This window comes from uncultured Psychrobacter sp. (genome assembly GCF_947488565.1).
Classification (GTDB): Bacteria; Pseudomonadota; Gammaproteobacteria; order Pseudomonadales; family Moraxellaceae; genus Psychrobacter; species Psychrobacter saeujeotis.
In genome coordinates this window covers 154,010-175,849 of the sequence record NZ_CANKZC010000005.1, presented here as the reverse complement: position 1 = coordinate 175,849, position 21,840 = coordinate 154,010, and the positions used below count along the sequence as shown (strand labels likewise).

The 21,840-nt window shown below is 44.5% G+C and carries 17 protein-coding genes and 2 tRNA genes; 9 read left to right on the top strand and 10 right to left on the bottom strand.

The features are described 5' to 3' along the window. The 3 genes from nusB to hisF all read right to left on the bottom strand — a co-directional run bounded on the left by nusB (window position 1) and on the right by hisF (window position 2,633). A complete protein-coding gene (gene nusB / locus Q0890_RS11980) occupies window positions 1–864 on the bottom strand; it encodes a transcription antitermination factor NusB (RefSeq protein ID WP_299221249.1) in 864 nt (287 codons plus the stop codon). A 206-nt stretch (window positions 865–1,070) separates the two neighbouring features. Continuing rightward, the gene (gene ribE / locus Q0890_RS11975; RefSeq protein WP_299221247.1) at window positions 1,071–1,592 is read right to left on the bottom strand and encodes a 6,7-dimethyl-8-ribityllumazine synthase; all 522 of its coding nucleotides are present in this window, start codon (window positions 1,590–1,592) and stop codon (window positions 1,071–1,073) included. Window positions 1,593–1,850: 258 nt separating this feature from the next. Beyond that, window positions 1,851–2,633 carry an imidazole glycerol phosphate synthase subunit HisF gene (gene hisF, locus Q0890_RS11970; protein ID WP_299221245.1) on the bottom strand — a complete coding sequence of 261 codons (783 nt, stop codon included), beginning with the start codon at window positions 2,631–2,633 and terminating at the stop codon, window positions 1,851–1,853. Between the two features lie 186 nt (window positions 2,634–2,819). On the opposite strand from hisF, the gene Q0890_RS11965 reads away from it, so the two are divergent. The 3 genes from Q0890_RS11965 to Q0890_RS11955 are packed head-to-tail and all read left to right on the top strand — an operon-like array spanning window position 2,820 to window position 5,287. Beyond that, window positions 2,820–3,992: a homoserine kinase gene (locus tag Q0890_RS11965; RefSeq protein WP_299221243.1), complete on the top strand. Its 1,173-nt coding sequence runs from the start codon at window positions 2,820–2,822 to the stop codon at window positions 3,990–3,992. Between the two features lie 41 nt (window positions 3,993–4,033). After that, window positions 4,034–4,378 (top strand): hypothetical protein, encoded by a 345-nt coding sequence (locus Q0890_RS11960; RefSeq protein WP_299221241.1) that lies wholly within the window; start codon window positions 4,034–4,036, stop codon window positions 4,376–4,378. Then, window positions 4,379–5,287: a class II glutamine amidotransferase gene (locus Q0890_RS11955; protein ID WP_299221239.1), complete on the top strand. Its 909-nt coding sequence runs from the start codon at window positions 4,379–4,381 to the stop codon at window positions 5,285–5,287. It begins immediately after the preceding gene. A 166-nt stretch (window positions 5,288–5,453) separates the two neighbouring features. On the opposite strand, the gene Q0890_RS11950 is transcribed toward Q0890_RS11955, so the two are convergent. Continuing rightward, window positions 5,454–6,014, bottom strand: a complete 561-nt coding sequence (locus Q0890_RS11950) for a YchJ family protein (protein ID WP_299221237.1) — start codon at window positions 6,012–6,014, stop codon at window positions 5,454–5,456. Between the two features lie 59 nt (window positions 6,015–6,073). Beyond that, window positions 6,074–6,790: a metal-dependent hydrolase gene (locus Q0890_RS11945; RefSeq protein WP_299221234.1), complete on the bottom strand. Its 717-nt coding sequence runs from the start codon at window positions 6,788–6,790 to the stop codon at window positions 6,074–6,076. 114 nt (window positions 6,791–6,904) lie between these two features. Here Q0890_RS11945 and Q0890_RS11940 point away from each other — a divergent pair, with 114 nt between their 5' ends. Together Q0890_RS11940 and acnA are read left to right on the top strand one after the other, a co-directional pair. Then, window positions 6,905–7,951, top strand: a complete 1,047-nt coding sequence (locus tag Q0890_RS11940) for a DUF3025 domain-containing protein (protein WP_299221232.1) — start codon at window positions 6,905–6,907, stop codon at window positions 7,949–7,951. Window positions 7,952–8,245: 294 nt separating this feature from the next. Further along, entirely contained in the window at window positions 8,246–11,053 is a 2,808-nt protein-coding gene (acnA, locus tag Q0890_RS11935; protein WP_299221229.1) for an aconitate hydratase AcnA, read from the top strand. A gap of 119 nt (window positions 11,054–11,172) precedes the next feature. On the opposite strand, the gene Q0890_RS11930 is transcribed toward acnA, so the two are convergent. From Q0890_RS11930 to gltX, 5 genes are all read right to left on the bottom strand, one after another. Then, window positions 11,173–11,826: a LysE family translocator gene (locus Q0890_RS11930; protein ID WP_299221226.1), complete on the bottom strand. Its 654-nt coding sequence runs from the start codon at window positions 11,824–11,826 to the stop codon at window positions 11,173–11,175. A 268-nt stretch (window positions 11,827–12,094) separates the two neighbouring features. Then, window positions 12,095–13,153 (bottom strand): hypothetical protein, encoded by a 1,059-nt coding sequence (locus Q0890_RS11925; RefSeq protein ID WP_299221223.1) that lies wholly within the window; start codon window positions 13,151–13,153, stop codon window positions 12,095–12,097. A gap of 448 nt (window positions 13,154–13,601) precedes the next feature. Further along, a tRNA-Glu gene (locus tag Q0890_RS11920) sits at window positions 13,602–13,677 on the bottom strand. 157 nt (window positions 13,678–13,834) lie between these two features. Beyond that, window positions 13,835–13,910, bottom strand: a tRNA-Ala gene (locus Q0890_RS11915). 278 nt (window positions 13,911–14,188) lie between these two features. Continuing rightward, window positions 14,189–15,724: a glutamate--tRNA ligase gene (gene gltX / locus Q0890_RS11910; RefSeq protein WP_299221323.1), complete on the bottom strand. Its 1,536-nt coding sequence runs from the start codon at window positions 15,722–15,724 to the stop codon at window positions 14,189–14,191. 263 nt (window positions 15,725–15,987) lie between these two features. On the opposite strand from gltX, the gene rsmH reads away from it, so the two are divergent. From rsmH to Q0890_RS11890, 4 genes are all read left to right on the top strand, one after another. After that, a complete protein-coding gene (gene rsmH / locus Q0890_RS11905; RefSeq protein WP_299221221.1) occupies window positions 15,988–17,172 on the top strand; it encodes a 16S rRNA (cytosine(1402)-N(4))-methyltransferase RsmH in 1,185 nt (394 codons plus the stop codon). 262 nt (window positions 17,173–17,434) lie between these two features. Beyond that, window positions 17,435–17,911 carry a cell division protein FtsL gene (locus Q0890_RS11900; RefSeq protein WP_299221218.1) on the top strand — a complete coding sequence of 159 codons (477 nt, stop codon included), beginning with the start codon at window positions 17,435–17,437 and terminating at the stop codon, window positions 17,909–17,911. Further along, on the top strand, window positions 17,911–20,010 hold the full coding sequence (locus Q0890_RS11895) for a penicillin-binding protein 2 (protein ID WP_299221215.1): 2,100 nt from the start codon (window positions 17,911–17,913) through the stop codon (window positions 20,008–20,010). Before Q0890_RS11900 ends, Q0890_RS11895 begins: the two co-directional genes overlap by 1 nt. A gap of 131 nt (window positions 20,011–20,141) precedes the next feature. Beyond that, entirely contained in the window at window positions 20,142–21,761 is a 1,620-nt protein-coding gene (locus Q0890_RS11890; RefSeq protein WP_299221212.1) for a UDP-N-acetylmuramoyl-L-alanyl-D-glutamate--2,6-diaminopimelate ligase, read from the top strand. Window positions 21,762–21,840: the final 79 nt, after the last annotated feature.

The window sequence follows — 21,840 nt, the reverse complement described above, 5'->3', positions numbered from 1 at the left end:
TCAGTCTTGGCTTTTTTCATCAGAAGTAATGTCATCTTTTTTGGCATTATCTTTTTTACTTGCCTTAAAGTCACTAATGTTTGCACTGGCTTTGCTAGCGCTATTGCGTTTGACGTTGGTATTATTAGCACTGATACGTGGCTTATTTGAAGCAGTTGGTTTTTCTTCAATGCTACGTGTATCGGTAGTGTTATCTGTATTCGTATCAGTTTTTACTACAGGTTTAGCAGCCGTTTTTTGTGAAGTGCGTAGATTGGCTTTGGTATCTGCTTGTACTTCCACTTCGCGTAACTCAACTGCCATTTTATCAAGGACAGCGTTAATCAATTTATGGGCGTCAGTCGCACCAAAGTGGTTATTGAGCTTCATGGCTTCATCGAGTACGACTTTATATGGAATCTCTAAGCGGTTTTGTAGCTCATAAGCTCCAATCAATAAAATAGCGTGCTCAACGGTGTCTAATTTGTTGATGTCACGATCAAGATGCTGACTGATAAGTACGTCCAATGCCTCGATTTGCTCTGGAATATCGCGCATCATTTCATGATAGTAGCCGATATGGACGGTATGCATGGCATTGGTGGCGCGAGTACGGGCAGCGATATCATGGGGTGCATTGTCTTTCCAGCCAAGCTTGCCATCTATATCGAAACGGCGGTCAGTCACCAGCCATTCGTACAGGCCTTGCATAGCAAAACGTCGTGCTTTACGGACAGCAGTATGGCTGGTCTTATAAGAAGACTCACTCATATCAAAATTTTGATCACCCGCACTACTGCTCGCTATACCGGTTGCTTTAGCTTGTTCAGTATTGGGTTGCTCGGTTTTTGCTGCATTAATCGCACGTTTGAGTTGGTCAGTCATAAGGGGTTTATACCTAGTTTTAAAATAATAAGGGTAAAAATAAGATGTTAAATAGTGGTCGACAGGCAGATATCACCAGTCAGTTTTAAATGTTTACTACAGTTTTATCAGAGCCATAGTTATGACCATCGTTCCAATAAAAATAACCGAGAATCATATGTATAAGCTAATTAATACAATTAGCAATCAATCATTTTGAAAAGCAATTAAGCGTCGTCACTGTCGTCGTCGATATCTAGCTGTGATAATACCGCCAACATCTCAAGCACCACCATCGCTGCTTCAGAGCCTTTATTACCCGCTTTAGTGCCAGAGCGCTCAATCGCTTGCTCGATACTATCGGTTGTGATCACGCCATTGGCCACAGGGATATTATAATCAATCGCAACGCTGCTAAGACCTTTGGCTGATTCGCTAGCGACAAAGTCAAAATGCGGCGTGCTACCACGGATAATCGCGCCTAGCGCAACAATCGCATCAAAGCGATCAGACTCAGCAGCACGCTGGGCAACCAATGGCAACTCAAACGCGCCCGGCACACGAATGACAGTAATATTGCTACCCAATACACCATGACGTAGTAGGGCATCGATAGCACCATCGACTAATGACTCAACGACAAAACCATTAAAACGACCGACCACGATACCGATACGGGCGTTCTCATTTTGGTGTAAGTTACCATCGATATGAGTAACGTCATTGCGCTGCTGCTGTAAATTTGACATAAAGGTATCCTCTGATTTTATTAATTGTTGAATAGTGATTAAATAATGAAACAAGCGAAAATAAGTCGTTGACTATGATAGCATTTTTTAGCAATAAGTTTTTACTTTACAGGCCCTGATCTAATGTAAAAACGATACAGCGCGACTGGTATAAATTTTCCTTGCGTGCTGCGTGCCCAGAGGCTGCGCAACTTATGTTTAAAAAAAGCATCCCAGCCGCGCGTTAAAATATAATGTATCTATTTTATAATGTCTGTATTATAAGCGCATTTCAATACCGCGTGCGGCCATATATTGTTTGGCTTCTTGTACCGTGTACTCGCCAAAGTGAAAAATGCTGGCAGCCAGCACTGCATCGACGCCGCCTTGTAATACCCCTTCCGCTAAATGTTCTAAATTACCAACGCCGCCAGAGGCAATGACAGGCACATTAACGCGGCTGGTAATTTCACGCATCAGCGCCAAATCATAGCCTTTTTTGGTACCGTCACCGTCCATCGAGGTGACGAGCAATTCGCCTGCGCCAAGATCGGCCATTTTGCTCGCCCAAGCGACCGCATCAATACCCGTTGGCTTACGGCCGCCATGAGTAAAAATCTCCCAACGCGGTGTGATGATGCCATTCACTTCGATATCTGCAACGCGCTTGGCATCGATAGCGACGACAATACATTGGTTACCAAATTTTTGCGCAGCTTCACCGACGAACTCCGGAGTAAATACGGCAGCTGAGTTAATGGCGACTTTGTCGGCGCCCGCGTTAAGCAAATTGCGAATATCGGCGATTTTTCGCACGCCACCGCCAACGGTTAAGGGCACAAACACCGTCTCAGCCATGCGCTCAACGGTATGATAGGTGGTATCGCGTTCATCACTGGTGGCAGTAATATCTAAAAAAGTAATCTCGTCAGCGCCTTGTTCGTTGTAACGCTGCGCCACTTCGACAGGGTCACCTGCATCTTTGATATCGACAAACTGTACGCCTTTGACCACGCGTCCATTGTCTACGTCCAAACAAGGGATGATACGCTTTGCTAACATAGGGTCTTTCACCTTATAATTAATTCATTCTTTAAGCGCTAGTCTAGCAAAATCACCGCCATATCAGGCAGGTTTTCGCAAGATTATTATGCTTTTCATCATAGTTTTGTCATACGCGGTACAATTGCTGTCGTCAGCGTCTAAATTTACCTTATTTCTTTATTTTTTTGCCAAAAGTGAGATGTCATGTCCGTCTATACCCAGTTAACCGATGATCAATTTGCCGCCTTTTGCTCAAGTTTTGGTGTGTCCTTTAAGCGCGCTATACCCATTACCCAAGGCATCAAAAACTCGAACTGGTTTATTCAGACCACTGATGACCACGACGGTCAGCACTCCTATGTTTTCACTTTATTTGAAGAGCGACCACCAGAAGATATCGAAAAAATGGCCGTTATTCTCAATCAGCTAACGGGCAAGTTACCAGTAGCCGCGCCACTAGCTTTGCGTGAAGGTCACGAAAAGCCTAGCGATAGTCAAGATGATAAACGCTATGTCATCCGCTATGAAGATAAAGCCATTACGATCGTACCGTGTTTGGCAGGGGCGCATCCCAAGCAGACTACGCCGGCGATGTGTCACGAGATTGGCGCAGCGTTAGCGATGTTGCATGAAACCCTGCAAGCGCTACAGCCTGCGCAGGATTACGGCGTGCCACTTTATCCATGGGGAGAGGTAAGCGACCGTGAAATGCAGTTTATGCCCGGTGATGAAGCCAAATTAATGCGCGATATTTGGCAGGCTTACTCGAACTTACCACTTACCAGCTTACCAAAAGGCTTGTGTCATCTCGATATGTTTGCGGATAATACTTTGTGGAATTTGCAAAAAGATAATGAGACATTAACGGGCTTACTTGATTTTACTGAGGTTAGCGTTGAGCATTACGTGATGGATATTGCTATTACCATTAATGATTTTTGTACCACGTGGGGTGACGCTGAGCAAAGCGAAACGGTCAATTTTGATCGTCAAAAAATGAACGCCTTTTTGCAAGGGTATGAGTCTAAACGTGCGCTTGGCGAAGATGAAAAACGTGCATTGCCAGTGATGCTTGCCAAAGCGGCCGTGATTTTTTGGCTACTACGTCTTAACGTCATTTACTATAACCGCACTGAGGGACGGACTGGCGACAATATCATGGTCAAAAACCCTGATTTGATGAAGCGTTTGGCCGCTTATCACTGGTCGCATGTCGAAAAAGCACAAGAGACAGTATTTGTATTATTAAATAGTGAAAGCAATAATTATGTCGAGGGCATATTTAGTGATATTACCCAGGCTGAGCAAGCGCGTGCTACTTTAAACGATAATAGTAATGTTATCATCAAAGAGTATGCGCTCGATCAATTGGTATAGAGTGTTTTAACGATTTCTGTCTTAACCCCAAAGGTAACCCTATGACCGATCAAGTTGATAACTGGCACAAACTGGCACGCTATGACACCAACATCCAAGGTGAGCTGCATGCCAATTTGCTACGTAATAACGGCATTACTGTGTCTTTACAAGCCCTTAGCGCCATTCCGGGTATGAATTCTGGTATCGTGCTTTGGGTGCAAGATGAAGATTTGGCGCACGCGCAGAGTATATTAGATAATATCGATAGCGAGACGGCAGGTGAAGTGCTACTGGATAATATGAGCGATGCAGAGCTTGGTATTACAACAGTGACACAGGACAATGTCATGCAAGAACACAAACACAGCTTAGACAATCAAAGTAACCAAGGCGGTAAATCATAAATGTGCCAACTCCTAGGAATGAACTGTAATACCCCAACCGATATCGGTTTTAGCTTTGCAGGGTTTCGTCGCCGCGGCGGTATGACTGATAGCCATGAAGATGGTTTTGGTATTGCTTTTTTTGAACGTAGTGACTGCACCAATAATGGCGAAGGAGCAAATGACTCAACCGGACTACGCTTGTTTCATGACAATCGCCCAAGCCATCTGTCACCGGTGGCTGATTTGGTCAATAATTATCCGATTAAAGCCATGAATGTCATCGCTCATATTCGTAAAGCGACCCAAGGACAGAACTGCTTGGCTAACACCCATCCTTTTGTCCGTGAAGTCTGGGGTGAGCAGTGGGTATTTGCCCACAATGGACAGATGAATAGCGAATTTATCAAGCGCTGCCAGCGTCTGCAAGATAATGGCAACGCCACGCACTGCCAGCCTGTTGGCTCAACAGACTCTGAAATGGCTTTTTGTTATCTGGTCAATCGCTTAAAGAGTAGCTTTAAGACCCGTCCTGACGACAAGACGCTGTTTAACTTTTTGACCACCCAATGCCGTTATTTATCCGCCAATGGCTTGTTTAATTGCCTAATATCCAACGGACGCTGGCAACTGGCTTATGCAGGTAGCTTGTTATTTTATTTGACCCGCCAAGCGCCATTTGGTGAAGCAAAATTGGCGGATGATGATTTGGCGATTAACTTTAGTGATGTGACTACAGATACGGATAAAGTAACGATACTAGTTACCGTACCACTCACTGAAAATGAAAAATGGCAACAATTGGCTGTCAATGAGTGCCTGATATTTCAAGAGGGTGAAATTATTTATAAAGACAGCCCAAGTCAGCGTAAATTTTTGACCATTGACGAAGGGATTGCGGTGGCACGCGCGGTTGGGGCGAGTGTTTAAAGTTGGCGCGTCATCAATATCAGCTACAGATATAGTCAGTTTGGAATAAGATCGATATGCTCATATCAACGTGCAACTGGTACAAATTTTCCTTGCTTGCTGTGTCTACGCTGACAGATGCTGCGCAAAATTCATACCAGCTGCACTGTATCGGTTTTACAGTGAATTAACTATATAATCCACAACAGCGTTTAAACTTCTCGCCAGATCCACAAATACACGGCTGCTTTTGCGTCACAGTCATGGCAACCGTTGGATCTAAAAAATACCAACGCTCGTCTTTTTCTTTAGCAGTTTTATTTACTACCTTTACAAAAGTAGATAGCTCATGGTGTGCTGCTGGTTCTCCGTCTGGCTCAATATAAAATGCTTTAAACTCGACCTTCGCATGACGTTTGCCAAGCTTTGGCGTGTGTTCTACGATTTCTAGTCCTGCCCAATCGGTCTCAGTGGCCCATATCTCAATCGCCTTGATATCCAGCAAATTTTGCTGGGCGGGCAGGGTGGTCTTGACAATATATTCTGGCTTGATGAGCACAAAAGCGCTATAACGCGTGCGCATCAGACGCTGCGCTGACTCCGCTCTTATACTATCTACTTTATCAACGTCGTCATTATAAAAAGCATCATGATAAGGTTGGCAGCAGTCTTGATAGGATAATAGAGCGTCTGTCGTCTCTGCTGTTGGATTGGTTTGGCAAGGGCAAGGATGTAGGGAGGTCTGCATGTTTTACTCTAATTTTCGTTTGGGCTTATTCGTTTAGGTTTAATGGTCTTATGATAATTTTATTGCAGCATACTTTTTAATAATTCTGGCAATATACCAACCTTGAGCTGCGCCCATGCTGATGGGTCACTTAACCGCGACCAAAAAATCTCAAAAGGCGGCGCTATATATATCAAAAGCAAAAGAATAGCGTACAGTAGCAAATACCACCATTTGTCTTTGTGTTGATAAAACTTCATGGCCGTGCCCGATGAGCGCTTCATTTTCATGTTGGATAAATTGACGCTATACAGCTCATCCAGTGTCAAATGCACCATTGCCCCACCGAATAAAAACAGCCCATAAAACCAGCTGGCGGTCAGCGGCATCTGTAATCCATAATAGCTCAAACAAGTCATCCCAAGTCCCATTATCGCCATATAAGGGACAGAATGGATGACACCGCGGTGCACCGTCATATTGGTAAAAATATAAAAAACCACATAACGCATAAAGCCATAGCCTGCCAGCCATAACGCCATCAGAGCAAGTAAACTTAGCTCACTGCGCCAATGCATCACCAAACCAAAGGCAAAGACAAAAGAGATGATATTAAACCCAAGCTTGATCGGGGTTGAGTGATCAGAGTCCAAATCAGGCAATAGCCCGCCGATGGTACCGAGCGCCACACACATCAAAAAACCTGAGTCGTCAACCAATCCAGCTTTATAGACCGCCAAACTCAGCGTGCCGCTGACCATAAATGCAACATTTAGGTGGGTATTAAAATTTGCCATAAAAACTCATTAATAAATAGCGCGCGAAAACATTGTTTCGAGCTGCTTGTCTAGCCGTAAAAAAGCGCACCATGATACCATAGAGCCGCCAGTCGCCTAATAGAGATCGTCAATATGACCGCTAGTAATTTGCCACATCTGCATCGTGCTGATGCTCTTTTTGATCAACCTTTGATAAATGATTCGTCTGCTCATAAGTCCGTTATATTTACCAGTAAGCTTGATGACAGCTTTGCTCAGATTGACTGGCATGCCCCGTGGCTTAGTCATTTAAGTCAATTGAACGACATTAGTAAAAGTATAAATGAGCTAAGTCATTCACCTCAGCAGGCAGAGGTCTCGATACTCAATGACAAGTCTATAGATATTGTCGCAGGTATACTTAACGCTGCCTCAAAGCAACAAAGCGAAACTGTACAAAGGCCACTGCCGACCACTAAACCTATTAAAAATCAGCGAGCGCATACTTTGAGTTTTGTCTCACAGGATGCACTACCAGAAGGCGAGGCTTACGAGAGTTTTATCGCCACGACTGGCAATATTCCGACGCGTGATAACTTACATGACTTATTTAACGGTAGTATTTGGCTGACCTTTCCCAAAACCAAAGCCCTGCTAAACCACTATCATATACTTGAGATTGAGCAGCAAGGGGTCGGTGCCAGTCGAGGCCGCGTCCGCGATACCATCACTGTGTTTGATGAAAATGGTGCGGTGCTAGTTACAGCTGACCCTAGTATTGGCGAGGCGCTCATTGATTTTGATTGGCAGGGTAGTTTGGTACAGCCGCGCAGGCAGTGGGATGACCCTAAAAAACCCTGTACGCAGGCGCAAGCGGCAGTTTATATCTTTGGTCATGCCCTGCTTGAGCAACTTATACAACCGCGGAAACCTTTATGCGCGCATAGTGTGGTGATACATGTCTCGCAAGATTTCTTTGCGTTATCATTATCTGAGCGTCTGCAGTATTTAGACGATAGAGTCGCTGATTATATGAACGAGTTGCTATCATGCAATGAGGTCACACCGCGTCATTTATCGCCATTGCCTATTTTAGGCGTACCGCATTTTTGGGCGAAGAATGTAGATGCTGACTTTTATAAGGACGCTTATGTGTTTAGGAGCGGTCGCCGTAAACAGGGTAAAAGCCAAGATATATAAAGTTAATGACAATCATACTGTTAGAGCCTGGTGACGGTTACGATTGTGCCACGATTTGACTACGTCTAAGCGTTAACAAAGTCTTGAATATTTGTTATGGTAAAAACAAGTGAATATTAAATTCTAAATGCGAAGTTATGTTTAGGTTTAATTGAAACTTACACCTAATTATTTATTACTCTATATTGCACTATTTTTCATCAAAACGATTAATCAGCTATTTAGCCACCAGTCACAAGCATAAGTTCATGATGATTTATGTTCAGGATTTATAACAACGATAAGGAAGCTACCATGAGCGATATCTTTAACGTAAAAGACACTATTTCAGTCGATGGCAAAGAGCATGCCTACTACAGCTTGCCCAAACTTGCTGAGACTTACGATAATATTAATACGCTACCATACTGTATGAAAATCGTACTAGAGAACCTGCTGCGTAACGAAGATGGCGGGCAGTCTGTCGGTAAAAACCATATTGAGGCAGTCGCCAACTGGGATGCAGCAGCAGAGGCCTCAAAAGAGATTGCCTTTATGCCAGCGCGGGTGGTATTGCAGGATTTCACCGGTGTACCATCAGTCGTCGATCTGGCAGCGATGCGTGATGCGGTAGTCGAGCTTGGCGGTAAAGCTGAACAAATCAATCCATTTATTCCCAGTGAGCTCGTCGTTGACCACTCGGTGCAAGTCGATGTGTATGGCCGTGAAGACTCGCTTGATTTAAATGAAAAAATTGAATTTAAACGCAATAATGAGCGTTATGAATTCTTGCATTGGGGTAAGAGCGCTTTCAAAAACTTTGTCGTCGTTCCACCAGCGACCGGTATCGTGCACCAAGTTAACTTAGAATATCTTGCGCGCGTCGTCATGGCAGCGGAAGTTGATGGCGAGTTGACTGCTTACCCTGATACCGTGTTTGGTACCGACAGTCATACCACAATGATTAATGGTATTGGTGTGCTTGGTTGGGGCGTTGGCGGTATCGAAGCGGAAGCGGCGATGCTAGGTCAGCCCTCTTCAATGCTGATTCCACAAGTGGTTGGGTTTGAGATGACAGGTGAGCTGTCTGAAGGCGTTACGGCAACTGATTTAGTATTACGTGTGGTTGAGATGTTGCGTAAACATGGCGTAGTTGGTAAGTTCGTCGAGTTTTACGGTGAAGGCTTACATCAAATGCCGCTTGCTGATCGAGCAACGATTGCCAATATGTCGCCAGAATATGGCGCCACGTGCGGTATTTTCCCAGTTGACCAAATGGCGATTGATTATTTACGTCTATCAGGTCGTGACGAAGCACAAATTGAATTGGTTGAAAAGTACGCTAAAGCGCAAGGCATGTGGCATGATGCCGACACGAAAGCGGCAACCTATTCAAGCAATTTGTATCTAGATCTCAGTACTGTCCAACCAGCTCTTGCGGGTCCTAACCTACCGCAGCAGCGTATCAATCTATCTGATATGCATGAAAAGTTTGGCGAGACCTTACTAGAGATGACTAAAGGTCGTAAAGCTGAAGTCGATGCCAAGGTGCGTTTCGATGAAGAGGGCGGTAAGCAAGAGCAAGCTAAAAAATTAGCAGCCAAACCCAAGCCTTTCTGCGCTGAAGGTAGTACCTCTTGTAAGGTTACAATCGAGGACGAAGAATATAGACTGCGTGATGGTTCTGTCGTGATCGCAGCGATTACCTCTTGTACCAATACTTCAAACCCTGCCGTTATGATTGGTGCCGGACTTGTCGCCAAAAAAGCAGCGGCTAAAGGACTGACAGCTCGCCCATGGGTCAAAACCTCTCTTGCACCAGGCTCAAAAGTTGTGACCGACTATCTCGAAAAGTCTCAGCTCATGGATGAACTTGAGAAAGTAGGTTTCTATCTAGTCGGTTATGGTTGTACTACTTGTATCGGTAACTCAGGTCCGTTGTTAGATGCGATTGAAGAGGCCATCGAAGAAAATGATTTGGTTGCCTCAGCCGTACTATCAGGTAACCGCAACTTTGAAGGTCGTATTCACTCACATGTAAAAGCCAGCTATTTGGCTTCACCACCACTCGTCGTTGCTTACGCGCTAGCAGGTACCGTCGATATTGACTTGACTACGCATCCACTAGGCCAAGATTTAGAGGGTAACGATGTTTATCTAAAAGATATCTGGCCGACCTCGGAAGAGATCAACGAGCTGATTGCCAATAATATCGATGCTGATATGTTCCGCAAAAACTACGGTGAAGTGTTTGATGGTAGTAAAGCGTGGAATGCCATTAGCTCAGCAGATAGTCAGTTGTATCCATGGAGTGAAGCTTCCACTTATATTAAAAACCCGCCGTTCTTTGATGGCATGACCATGGAGCCAGAAGGCATCCCTGATATCGAAGGCGCACGTATCTTGGGTCTGTTCGGCGATTCAATCACCACTGACCATATCTCACCGGCGGGTAATATTGATGCCGAATCGCCTGCTGGCAAGTACTTGCAAGAGCGCGGTGTCATGGAAGCTGACTTCAACAGCTATGGCTCACGCCGTGGTAATGATGCGGTCATGACTCGCGGCACATTCGCCAACATCCGTATCAAAAACAGCATGATGGATGGCAAAGAGGGCGGTTATACGTATTACTTCAAAGATGACAGCGCAACGCTACAAGATGGCGAAGAGATGGCTATCTATGATGCGGCTATGAAGTATAAAGAAGACAAGCGTCCGCTAGTAGTATTAGGCGGTGCAGAGTATGGCTCTGGCTCAAGCCGTGACTGGGCAGCGAAAGGTACGATTTTGCTTGGTGTAAAAGCAGTACTGACTACCTCGTTTGAGCGTATCCACCGTTCAAACCTAGTCGGTATGGGCGTGTTGCCGCTGACCTTTAAAGATGGTGAGAATGCAGACACTTATAAGCTAGACGGCTCAGAGGTGATGAGTATCACAGGCCTTGACAATGGTGAGAGCAAAACCGCCAAAGTCACTGCTACTCGTGCCGATGGCTCGGAGGAAGTCTTTGAAGTTAACGTTGGTTTACAGACGCCAAAAGAGCGCGAGTATGTGCGTCATGGCGGCGTATTACACTATGTGCTGCGTCAGCTAGCGGCTGACAACAAAGACGCTGCGTAGTGATTGATTAGAGTTAGAATGATATAAAGCCCAGTCTCCTCAATGTAGGGGACTGGGCTTTTTTATAGGTAGTTAAATTTTATAGGAAGTGGCTTATTTAATCGTTTATAGCAGTTTTCTCAACCCTTATCAATTAACAACTTAACTCCCAAGCCGATAAATACCGCGCCGCTTATTTTATTTAAAAGAACTTCGATAGACGGATTTTTTCTTAAGTTGGCACTAAATTTTGATGCCAGTAAAGCTAGACATAAGCACCATATAAAACCAGTAATAGCAAAACTCAACCCTAAAATTAGAAAAGACAATGCGCTATAGGTATAGTTAGGATCAATAAACTGCGGGAAAAACGCGAGGAAGAATAAAGCCACTTTTGGGTTAAAAGTATTGGTCAATATGCCTTGTTTATAGATTCGCCTATAATTCAAAGACTCAGCTTGTACAAGTTTTCTGTTATTGGGCAAACTGTCTGATAGGATAGATTTCGATTTACTGGTTAACATTTTAATCCCTAAATAGCATAGGTAGCTGGCACCAATATATTTAACGATAGTAAATGCTAGTGGAGAGTTGGCTAAAATGATTGATAGTCCTAATGCCGCCAATACCGTGTGCATTAGTATTCCAGTGACAATGCCCAGTACAGAATAGAAACCAGCTTTGTGCCCTTGTGAGACGCTGCGAGTGATGATATACATGCTATCTGTGCCAGGTGTCAGGTTCAACAAAATAGCCGCTAAAACAAACCCTAGATAATTCTCGATACCGAACATCGCAATCACTTCCCTTTGATAGTTCTAAAAATTCATACGTTCTAGAGCATTTTTATGTTGTATAAAATACTTATGGGGTAGATAGTAGCGAGCATTGGATAGGTTGGCAATAGCGCGGGTAGTTATAAAGTAGTGAGAATAAAATCAAGAAGTGTTTTAAAAGTGATAGCCATAAAATAAGCCCAATCATCGTATGTAATTGAGCTTATTATGGGTAAGTACTATTGACTAATAATCAGTTTTACCAGATCTATAATCTAACATGCTCTTATCTAACGTTGTCACCCCAAGTAACAATAGGCTTATCTAAACGATGCTTAGTAGCAGCGCTTTTGGCACCCATAGTAGCAGCGATGAAAGTTAAGATAGTACTGATTAACCAAAATAGACCACTATACAAGGCAGCTTTACGAGCAACGTCTTCAGCTTGTTGTAAGTTTTGATCAACGGTTTGTTGGGCTTGGGCGATATACTGCTCAGTTTTTGTTTTGTACTCATTAAATGACTGTACTACTTCTGAACGTACTTCAGTCGCTTGCACTTCGCTCAATCCTTCTTGCTGTAAGCGGTTGATTAGCTCAGGACCTTTTAGTGTCTGCTCAATAGATGCCATGCGTTGTTTTGCATACTCATCAATATTGCGCCATGTGTCGATACTGGTGAAGTCCATATCAGTAACGTCAGTTTTGGTTTCGTTAATCATCTCATCCAATACGTTAGTCGTCGCTTGGATTTGTTGATCGTTTAAATCTTGAGTATTCTTGGCTACCATAGCGCTGATATCTGCTTTGCTGATATTACCAGATACGGTTTGGTAAACTTCTTGCGCTTTTTGCTGAACCTGCGTAACAGTACTATCAGGTGCAGCGATGGCTGCTGTACTTGCCGCTGATGTACCAGCCGCTGCTACGCCACCTGCAGTTTTTGCTACTGTACTAACCGTACCGCCAACAGTATTACCAGCCGTCGCTAGGATACCAGTTGCACTACTTAGAGTGAAAAACGTGGTTACCAATACAATTAAAGCCGCAGTCAACATACCAGTCAACGTAGCGTCTTTTTGATCGACATCTGTACCATCACCAAACAAGGCCTCGGGTGCAGAGTATTTGATAGCAAAATAGCCTGCAACATAAGCGCTGACTAAAGCAGTAATAGCAGCATAGATACCAGCAGCAATACTAGTACCTTTTAGGTCAAACGGTATAAATGAGCTTAGGATTAAAGCGATGGCAATCATCGCCATGACTACGAGCAGTCCCATAATAAGACCTGCTAGTACACCGCGCCAAGAAGGGCGACGTTGAGGCGTATAGGTAGGTAACATAACAATTCCTTATCACATGTTATTTAACGCTAATTTGCATATCATTATGGTTGATTTCTATAAAGAGGCTTATACAAGTCTTCACTAGGTACAAGGCAATCTTAATTAATAGAGAAATATATTCATAATAGCGTTAAGTAGAAAAACACTAACTTTGTGTATAAGTGTGTTAACCTGTGTGACTAAATCCACTAAATGTAAACTTGTGTATTTTTGTCGTTAATAGAGTTAAAGTATTGATTGTAAAGCCGAAATTTATTACTTTTGGGTTTCTTCATCTAAGAATTGGAAAATTATCAGATGTAATAGCAAGTTTGTGTCTCTACCGTACTTGTAGATAAACAGGCATAAAAAAGCCCAGTCATCATATGATGACTGGGCTTTTTATTGTTCGCTTATTAGTCTGACCTGATGCTAAGCAAAAGTGCTAATAAGTGACGCCGAATAGTGGCGTCCCCAGGGGGATTCGAACCCCCGTTACCGCCGTGAAAGGGCGGTGTCCTAGGCCTCTAGACGATGGGGACGCATAGAGTGTTATAACCAAAAAGGCTACAACGGTACTTCACAATATCAGAGTGCTTATCTATTAATAAAGCAAGCATTGCCTAGGTGCTGATATCGTCCTACTAGCGAGTATTTATGGTTACGTTTCAGTCGTACTGAGCGTTGCTATAAATAGTATGGTGGAGCTAAACGGAGTCGAACCGTTGACCCCTTGCATGCCATGCAAGTGCTCTACCAACTGAGCTATAGCCCCTCGCTAAGAGTGTGCGTATTTTAGGTAAGAGCGGCTGTCTTGTCAACTGCTATTTTAAAAATAATTCATAAATATATATAAAAAAGTGTTTATAGCTATTTTTTCTAATAATTCAGACCAAAATAGTGTGAATTCTGCTTAATAACATGCATTAAAATTCAAAACTTCCTTCTATGCACTACTAAAACGTCAGAAGGGGTCAGCTTATATTGAACTGACCTCCTCATTGGCCACTAGCCATGTGATTCAACAACAGCTTTATTAAACGATGATTAAAACTATTCAGCAGCTAAAAAGTCCGGCAACTCTGCTGCTTGTTTTTCAAGCTTCTTCAGTTTCTTTTTACCGAGGCCGCCCAGTACATCAACCGCATGACGTAGACGCGTCAAAGTCATATCAGCGCCGATAATCGCCATAGAGTTCATAACGGGTGTCGATGAGGTGCTACCCGCGATAGCAATAAAGAATGGTGCCATAAAGTCGCGCATCTTAATATCCATATGCGCCGCCAGACCTTTTAGCGTGGCGTAGATGTTTTCCTCCGACCATGTTGGCAAGGTTTCTAACTGCCAAAGCGCGAGTTGTAGCATCTCGATGATTTGCTCAGGCGCAAGCGATTTATGAGTAAAGCTTTCTGCATTAATATCAGGTAGGTTCTGAAAATAAAAGCCACCCCAATTGACCGCATCAGACAATAACTCAATGCGTGGCTGAATGGCAGCAGCGATAGCGGTGAGTTTATCGCTGTCACTGGCCCAGTCAAGAATTTTATTTTTTAGCTCTTCAGGCGTGAGCGCGCGTAGCCACTCGCTATTTAACCAATTAAGCTTTTCGATATCGAAGATAGGCCCGCCAAGTGACACACGCTGAATATCAAAACTGGCAATCATCTCATCTAAGGTGAATTTTTCAGCTTCGTCAGGCGTTGAGTAGCCCATACGGCCTAGATAGTTGAGTAACGCTTCAGGTAGTACGCCAGCATCACGATAGTAGGTAATCGAGGTTGGGTTTTTACGTTTCGACAGTTTTGACTTATCTGGGTTACGCAGTAATGGCATATGACAAAGGGTCGGCATCTCCCAACCAAAATACTCATAAAGTAGCTGATGCTTAGGTGCTGAATTTAGCCATTCTTCGCCGCGCATGACATGACTGATGTCCATTAAATGGTCGTCGACGACGTTGGCTAAATGATATGTTGGCATGCCGTCGGTTTTGAGCAGTACTTGCATGTCAACTTGCGCCCAGGGTATCTCAACAGTACCGCGTAGCATGTCATGTACTTGGCAGACGCCTTCGGTCGGCACGCGCATACGAATGACGTTTGGTTTGCCCTCATTGACCAATTGCTCAGTTTTTCCGGGAGCAAGATGAGCACAGCGCCCGTCATAGCGCGGGGTTTCGCCATTGGCCATTTGTTCAGCGCGCATGGCATCTAGCTCCTCGCTAGTACAAAAACAGCGAAACGCATGATTGTTATCTAATAGCTTGTTTGCATGTTCTTTATAAATATCGCTGCGCTCGCTTTGACGATAGGGGGCGTGTGGTCCACCAATATCTGGCCCCTCGCTCCAGTCCAGGCCGACCCAGCGTAGCGCATCCAAAATCATTTGTTCAGATTGTTCGGTTGAGCGGGTTTGGTCGGTGTCTTCGATACGCAAAATAAATTCACCACCATTCGCTTTAGCAAACGCTAAGTTAAACAGCGCAATATAAGCAGTACCGACATGTGGAAAACCAGTCGGTGATGGCGCAATACGAGTACGGACAGGACGCGAGCCATTAGGAGTAGTTTGAGTAGAGGTTTGCATGATAAAGTTCTCAAAAAGGTTGTTTATGATAAAAAATGACAATGAAAAATAAGAATGAGTAAGAAATGCGAATGAATAGAAGTTAAAGTAGAAAAATAGCGTAAAATATAGCGCTAGTATAACAGAGAGACATGATATTTTTAACGAAAAGGCCGTCTAGCGCTTGACTACAGATGTATCCTTGCGATAATAACGCTAGATAAGTCATAACTTGTTTATTTTTATCTAATTATTGGCCTTGGTGGTCGTCATCTATTGAGTTGTTTGTGTCATTGTCAAAATATAAGCCAAAATCTAAATTAACATCGTCAGATACCAAAGCCAACCCTTCTTCTACTACCGGAATACCTGAATCAATGGTTAGCTCATCTTCTATAAAAAACGCCTCTACTAAAGCGCCCGCCCAACAGCTTGATCAAACGACTCAAGCGCTTAGTCAAGGTGATACGGTGGTTGATGATTCAAGTTTTGTCCATGATGCGGTGCTGCTACAAGAGACCGTCGCTGCGGTGCTCGGCGTAAAAGCACTGCCCAAACAGACAGAGGGTGATGTCCAAAATAGCTTACAGTTAAGTGGTATTTACGTTGATGCGACTTTTGGCCGTGGCGGTCATAGCAGGCTACTACTAAGCCAGCTTGCAGATGATGCGCAGCTGATTGTCTTTGACAAAGACCCGACCGCTATTAGCGTGGCCCGTAAGCTGGCAAGTGAAGATAGCCGCGTACATGTCATTCATGATAGCTTTGCTACGTTGACCGATAGTCTGGCAGCCATGGGCATCATGGAAGTTGATGGACTAATGGCAGACTTGGGTATCTCATCACCGCAGATTGATGATGGCAGGCGCGGCTTTAGTTTTATGCGTGATGGCGCAGTCGATATGCGGATGGATACCAGTCGTGGCCAGTCGGTTGCCGAATGGCTCGAGCAAGTCGATGATGAAACTTTGGCTAACGTACTTTATGAGTTTGGCGAAGAGCGTCATAGCCGCCGTATTGCGCGCGCTATCAAACAGATGCATAGTTACGAGTCCACACTTGAGCTGGCAGAAGTGATCAAAGTTGCGCACCCTAATTGGCAACGCGGTAAGCATCCAGCGACGCAAAGCTTTCAAGCCATGCGCATCTTTATTAATAACGAGCTTGGCGATGTCGATGACTTTTTAGCACAAAGTATTCCGATTTTAAAAACGGGAGGGCAGCTGGCTGTGATCAGCTTTCACTCATTAGAAGATCGGCGTATCAAGCAGTTTTTGCAGCGCCATAGTAAAGGTCAGTATCCAGAAGATGAAAACTTACCTATGCCGCCCAAACGCCCACGTTATTTTAGTAAGCCCAAACGTATCGGCCCAAGCAAAGCTGAGACGAGTCAGAATCCGCGTGCTCGTAGTGCATGGCTACGTATGGCAACGCGTACTGATACAGCTTATCAGCAGACAGATGCATCTTAAACCCTAGGTGAAATCATTAGATGAACCACGTATGGTTGCTAATGTTTATCTAAATAGTGCGCGAATGTGTTAATCGCTACGCCACTGTTAAAAAGCTGTAAATATTGTCTGCTAGGCTCAGCAGTTAACTTTTCGTTTGGTTGTTTTTTGGCCAGTTGACTGAGATATTTGATTTTATGTTTTATTGATAGTGCTGATAAGTTATTTGTAAATCTAAAACAGTTAGCGCTTTTATACTTCAAGTCCACTTTTTGAGATCGTCATGGCAATATCTGACAAACCTGCAAACCACCACGCCGCTATGTCCAATACGACCGATGTTGGCGAATTATTCGCGCGTCGATTCAATGTCGTCAGTATTTATGTGGTTGTACTGTTGCTATTGGCAGGTGCAATCGTATGGAGCGGTATCAAAACGGCTGAAAATGTTCAACAATATCATCAGGATTATAGAACCTTGCAAGACATGAAGAAACAAGAGCGTAAGCTACAAGTAGAACACCAGCGTTTGCTTATTGAGCAGCAAACCTTTAGTGCCACACCGCAAATTGCCAGTCGCGCTGTCGCCGAGTTGGGGATGTATTCACCAACGCTAAAGGACAAGCTGATTATTCAGCCAGGTGTCGCTACTGCGTTGGAACCGGTGGTAACTGACTCAGCTGAGAATGGTTCGTACGATATGGGACCACGAGCCACTACGGACTTATCTCCTGAAGTGCCGGCTGTGGAGGCAGAGTAATGAGTGATAAAAAACCAAAAAGCACTGGCAAAAGCACAACAAAAAATACCAACAAAAAAACAGCCAGTGGTAAAGTGATTAAGCCCCTACGCCGTACTAATACTGCCAAATCAGGCAGTAAGACTTCAAACACAACATCTTCCAAAACGGGAACGAACAATCGTGCTGGTAAGCTATTTGGACGCCTAAAGAACAACGACAATCAAGGCGCTTATACCAGTGTCAAAAACCGTAAAAAAGTCATTTTTAGCAAAGCCTCTGGCGCCTCCTCACGTGGCGGTTTTGAAAACGACAAAAATCGTTTTCGTACTATTTGGGCTATTGCCTTAGTCATATTGGGCTTGTTGATAGCACGCGCCTATTATCTGCAAGTAGCCAACGCACAGTTTTATCAAGATAAAGGTAATGAGCTCATCACGAGCGTACGCACACAAAAATCCTATCGCGGTATGATTACCGATCGCAACGATTTGCCTTTAGCCGTCAGCGCACCGCTTGCGACTGTGTCGTTTAGCCCACATGATTATGCGCGCGAATACTATGAGCTCAATCGTGTCAAAATCGCCAATCCCGATAGTCCGCAGCTACAAGCGCGTATGCAAAAACGCTTAGACAATATGGATCTGACCCGCTTAGCGGCTGCTGCTAATATTCCAGTCGCTGAGCTTGAAAAAGCGGCTGCCATTGATGAGAGTATCGACGTCACCGATGAAGAAGCGGTCAAAGCGGCACTGCCATCGGGCGCCGGCTCGCATTATTTGCCGTTGTTAAATAAGGTCACGCCTGAGATTGCTCAAAGTGTCAGCTCGCTTGATTTCCCTGGTGTTTACGAGAAAAACTTTTTTCAGCGTTATTATCCTCAGCCGCAGCCCAATTCACAGCTGCTCGGGTTTATGGGACAAAATGCCAGCGATCCTGAGGGAGGTTACGAGGGTCGTGCCGGTATTGAGCGTCAGTACGAAAAAACATTGGCAGGGGATGATGGCAAAGTTTTGGTGTTAAAAGATGCCAAACAAAACAGCCTAAGAGAAATCAAACAAGTCGAACCAGAGATTGCAGGACAGGACGTGGCGTTGACCATTGATTCGCGTTTGCAGTATCTGCTTTATAAAGAGTTAGAGAAAGCAGGACGCTTACAGCAAGCACGTTGGTCGACTGGTATGGTGGTCGATGTACAGACTGGTGAAGTATTGGCGCTATCGACATGGCCATCATTTAACTCTAATAATCTTAATGAGATGACTGGTGAAAACCAACGTAATCGCGCGTTACTTGATGTTTTTGAGCCAGGTTCGGTGATGAAGCCGTTTACGGTCGCGGCTGCGTTAGACTCTGGTAAATATACGGCCAACTCTTTAATCGATACCAACCCAGGTTCTATCCGTGTCCGTGGCTATACCATTCGTGACCATAACAATCTAGGACGGATTAATATGGCGACGCTACTACAAAAATCGAGTAACGTTGCCTCGACCAAGATTGCCTTATCTCTACCGCCTGATGCCATTACCAACATGCAAAAACAATTTGGCTTTGGGGCCAAAACCCCGCTTAAATTTCCAGGTGAGGGCGCAGGCTTGGTGACTACCCCAAAAGAAAAAGAAACGGCTCGCCGCGCGACGGTCAGCTATGGCTACGGTCTACAAGTGACGCTTGCGCAAGTAGCACAGGCTTATGCAGCATTGGCTTCTGGCGGTGTCATGCACCCGTTAACTTTGACTAAAACTGATAAGGCACTGCCCAGTAAGCGTATCATGGAGCATGAGCAAGCGATGTCGATTGTCAAAATGCTTGAGGCAGTAACAGAGCCAGGTGGAACCGCGAAGGCAGCTGCTATTGATGGTTACCGTGTCGCGGGTAAAACAGGGACATCGCGCCGGATTAACCCAGATGGTGGCTACTATACTGACCAATATCGCAACGTGTTCGCTGGCATGGCTCCTGCATCAAATCCAAAGCTAGTCGGTGTCGTTTTGATCGAAGACCCTCGTAGTCAAATTTATGCAGGCCTGACTACAGCTCCAGTCTTTCACAATGTCATGAAAGAGGCTTTGCGCTTGTATAACGTGCCTTTAGATAAGCCATTAAAAACTGAATAAGCCTAGCAAACAGGTGTCTTTTTGGTGATTTATAAAGGGTACCTGTCATAAAGGTCACCTGCGGTTTTAACGCATGACTTATGTATGTTACGTCTTAATTTTTCATTTTCTCAATCGTTTAGGATTTGCCCATGACCCCATCAGCCCATAATGCTGTTACGTTGCAACAACTTATAGAGAGTAGTAGTGAGGCGTTGGGGCAGCAATTATCACAGATGGTGCACAGTGCTAAAAATCCAGAAGTTATAGCAAATATTGCTTTTAATAAATTACGTTTAGATAGCCGTCATGTCGCTGACAATGATGCGTTTATACTATTAAAGAGTCAGACGCAGCAAGGTCAAGACCCGCAAAAGATTCGTGATTATCTATCACAAGCTGGCAAACGGGCAGCTCTTATTTTTTCAGAGATCAATCCATCAGCACTGTTTGATAATACCGCTATACTACCTTGCCCTATCTTGTACGTACCTAACATTCGCCATTTTTTAGGAAGCTTGATACAAGCACGTTTGCAATATCAGCAGCCAATCACATTGCCAACAGTCGTCGCGGTCACTGGTACCAATGGTAAAACCACGATCAGTCAACTTGTTGCACAATTGGCACAGCTGGCTGGTCACGATAGTGCGGTCATGGGCACAGCAGGTAATGGTAAGCTTGATGCATTGTTACAAGCGCGCCATACCACGGGTGATGCGTTAGCAGTGCAGCAGTTTTTGTATCAAATGGGTGAGCAAAACGTTGACTTATTAGCACTTGAGGCAAGCTCGCATGGATTGGATCAACAGCGGTTGCAAGGTGTACCCATAAAAGTCGCTATTTATACCAATCTAAGCCGAGACCATCTGGATTATCACGCCGATATGGCAGAGTATGTCGCTGCAAAAGCCAAGCTATTTGATAAAGCCCATTTTCCAACCTTGACGCACGCTATTATTAATATCGATGATGAGCATGCGACCGTAATGATGGATACGGCCAAAGCCAGTAATCTCACCGTATGGACATATAGTTTGCATGCGGATAATGCGTCAGAGGTTGCTACTTTTGTCGCTACTAAGATTGAGCCTAGTCTACAAGGGGTAAAAATCGCTTTACGAAGTGTATTAGAGGGCAGTCAAGGTAATGATGTGAATAATGTCAATATTATTAGTCCTTTGTTGGGGCGTTTTAATGTGGCCAATCTGCTGGCGGCAATTGCAGCAGCGGTAGCGTTGGGCATCAGTCTTGAGCGCATTGCAAGCTTGGTACCACAGTTACAAGGTGCAGTTGGACGTATGCAGCGTGTACCATCGACCGATGGGTGCTTTATCGTGGATTACGCGCATACTCCCGATGCGTTGACACAAGTGCTAGATAGCTTAAGAACGCATTGCCAAGGTCAGCTATGGGCGGTGTTTGGTTGTGGCGGCGACCGCGATGCAGGTAAACGTCCATTGATGGCACAGGCGGGGTTGTCTGGTGCTGATCAAGTAATATTAACTGCCGACAATCCGCGCACTGAAGATCCCAACGTCATTTTGCAAGATATGCAGGCTGGCATGAATGAAGAGCAGTATCAGCGTACGCATATCGAGCCTGCCCGCCAACGAGCGATTGAGTATGCAGTAAGTCACGCCAGCGCCAATGACATTGTGGTTATTGCGGGCAAAGGTCATGAGACCTACCAAGAGATCAGAGGTGTCCGTCATGATTTTGATGACAGCGTTGTTTTGCAGCAGGCGCTACAACAAGCGGGACGCATATAAATTCAGAGTTTTATGCATAACCAAATATAACCATCAAGCCAAGTCAAACAAAAATAACGAAATACCGTAGTCACCATAT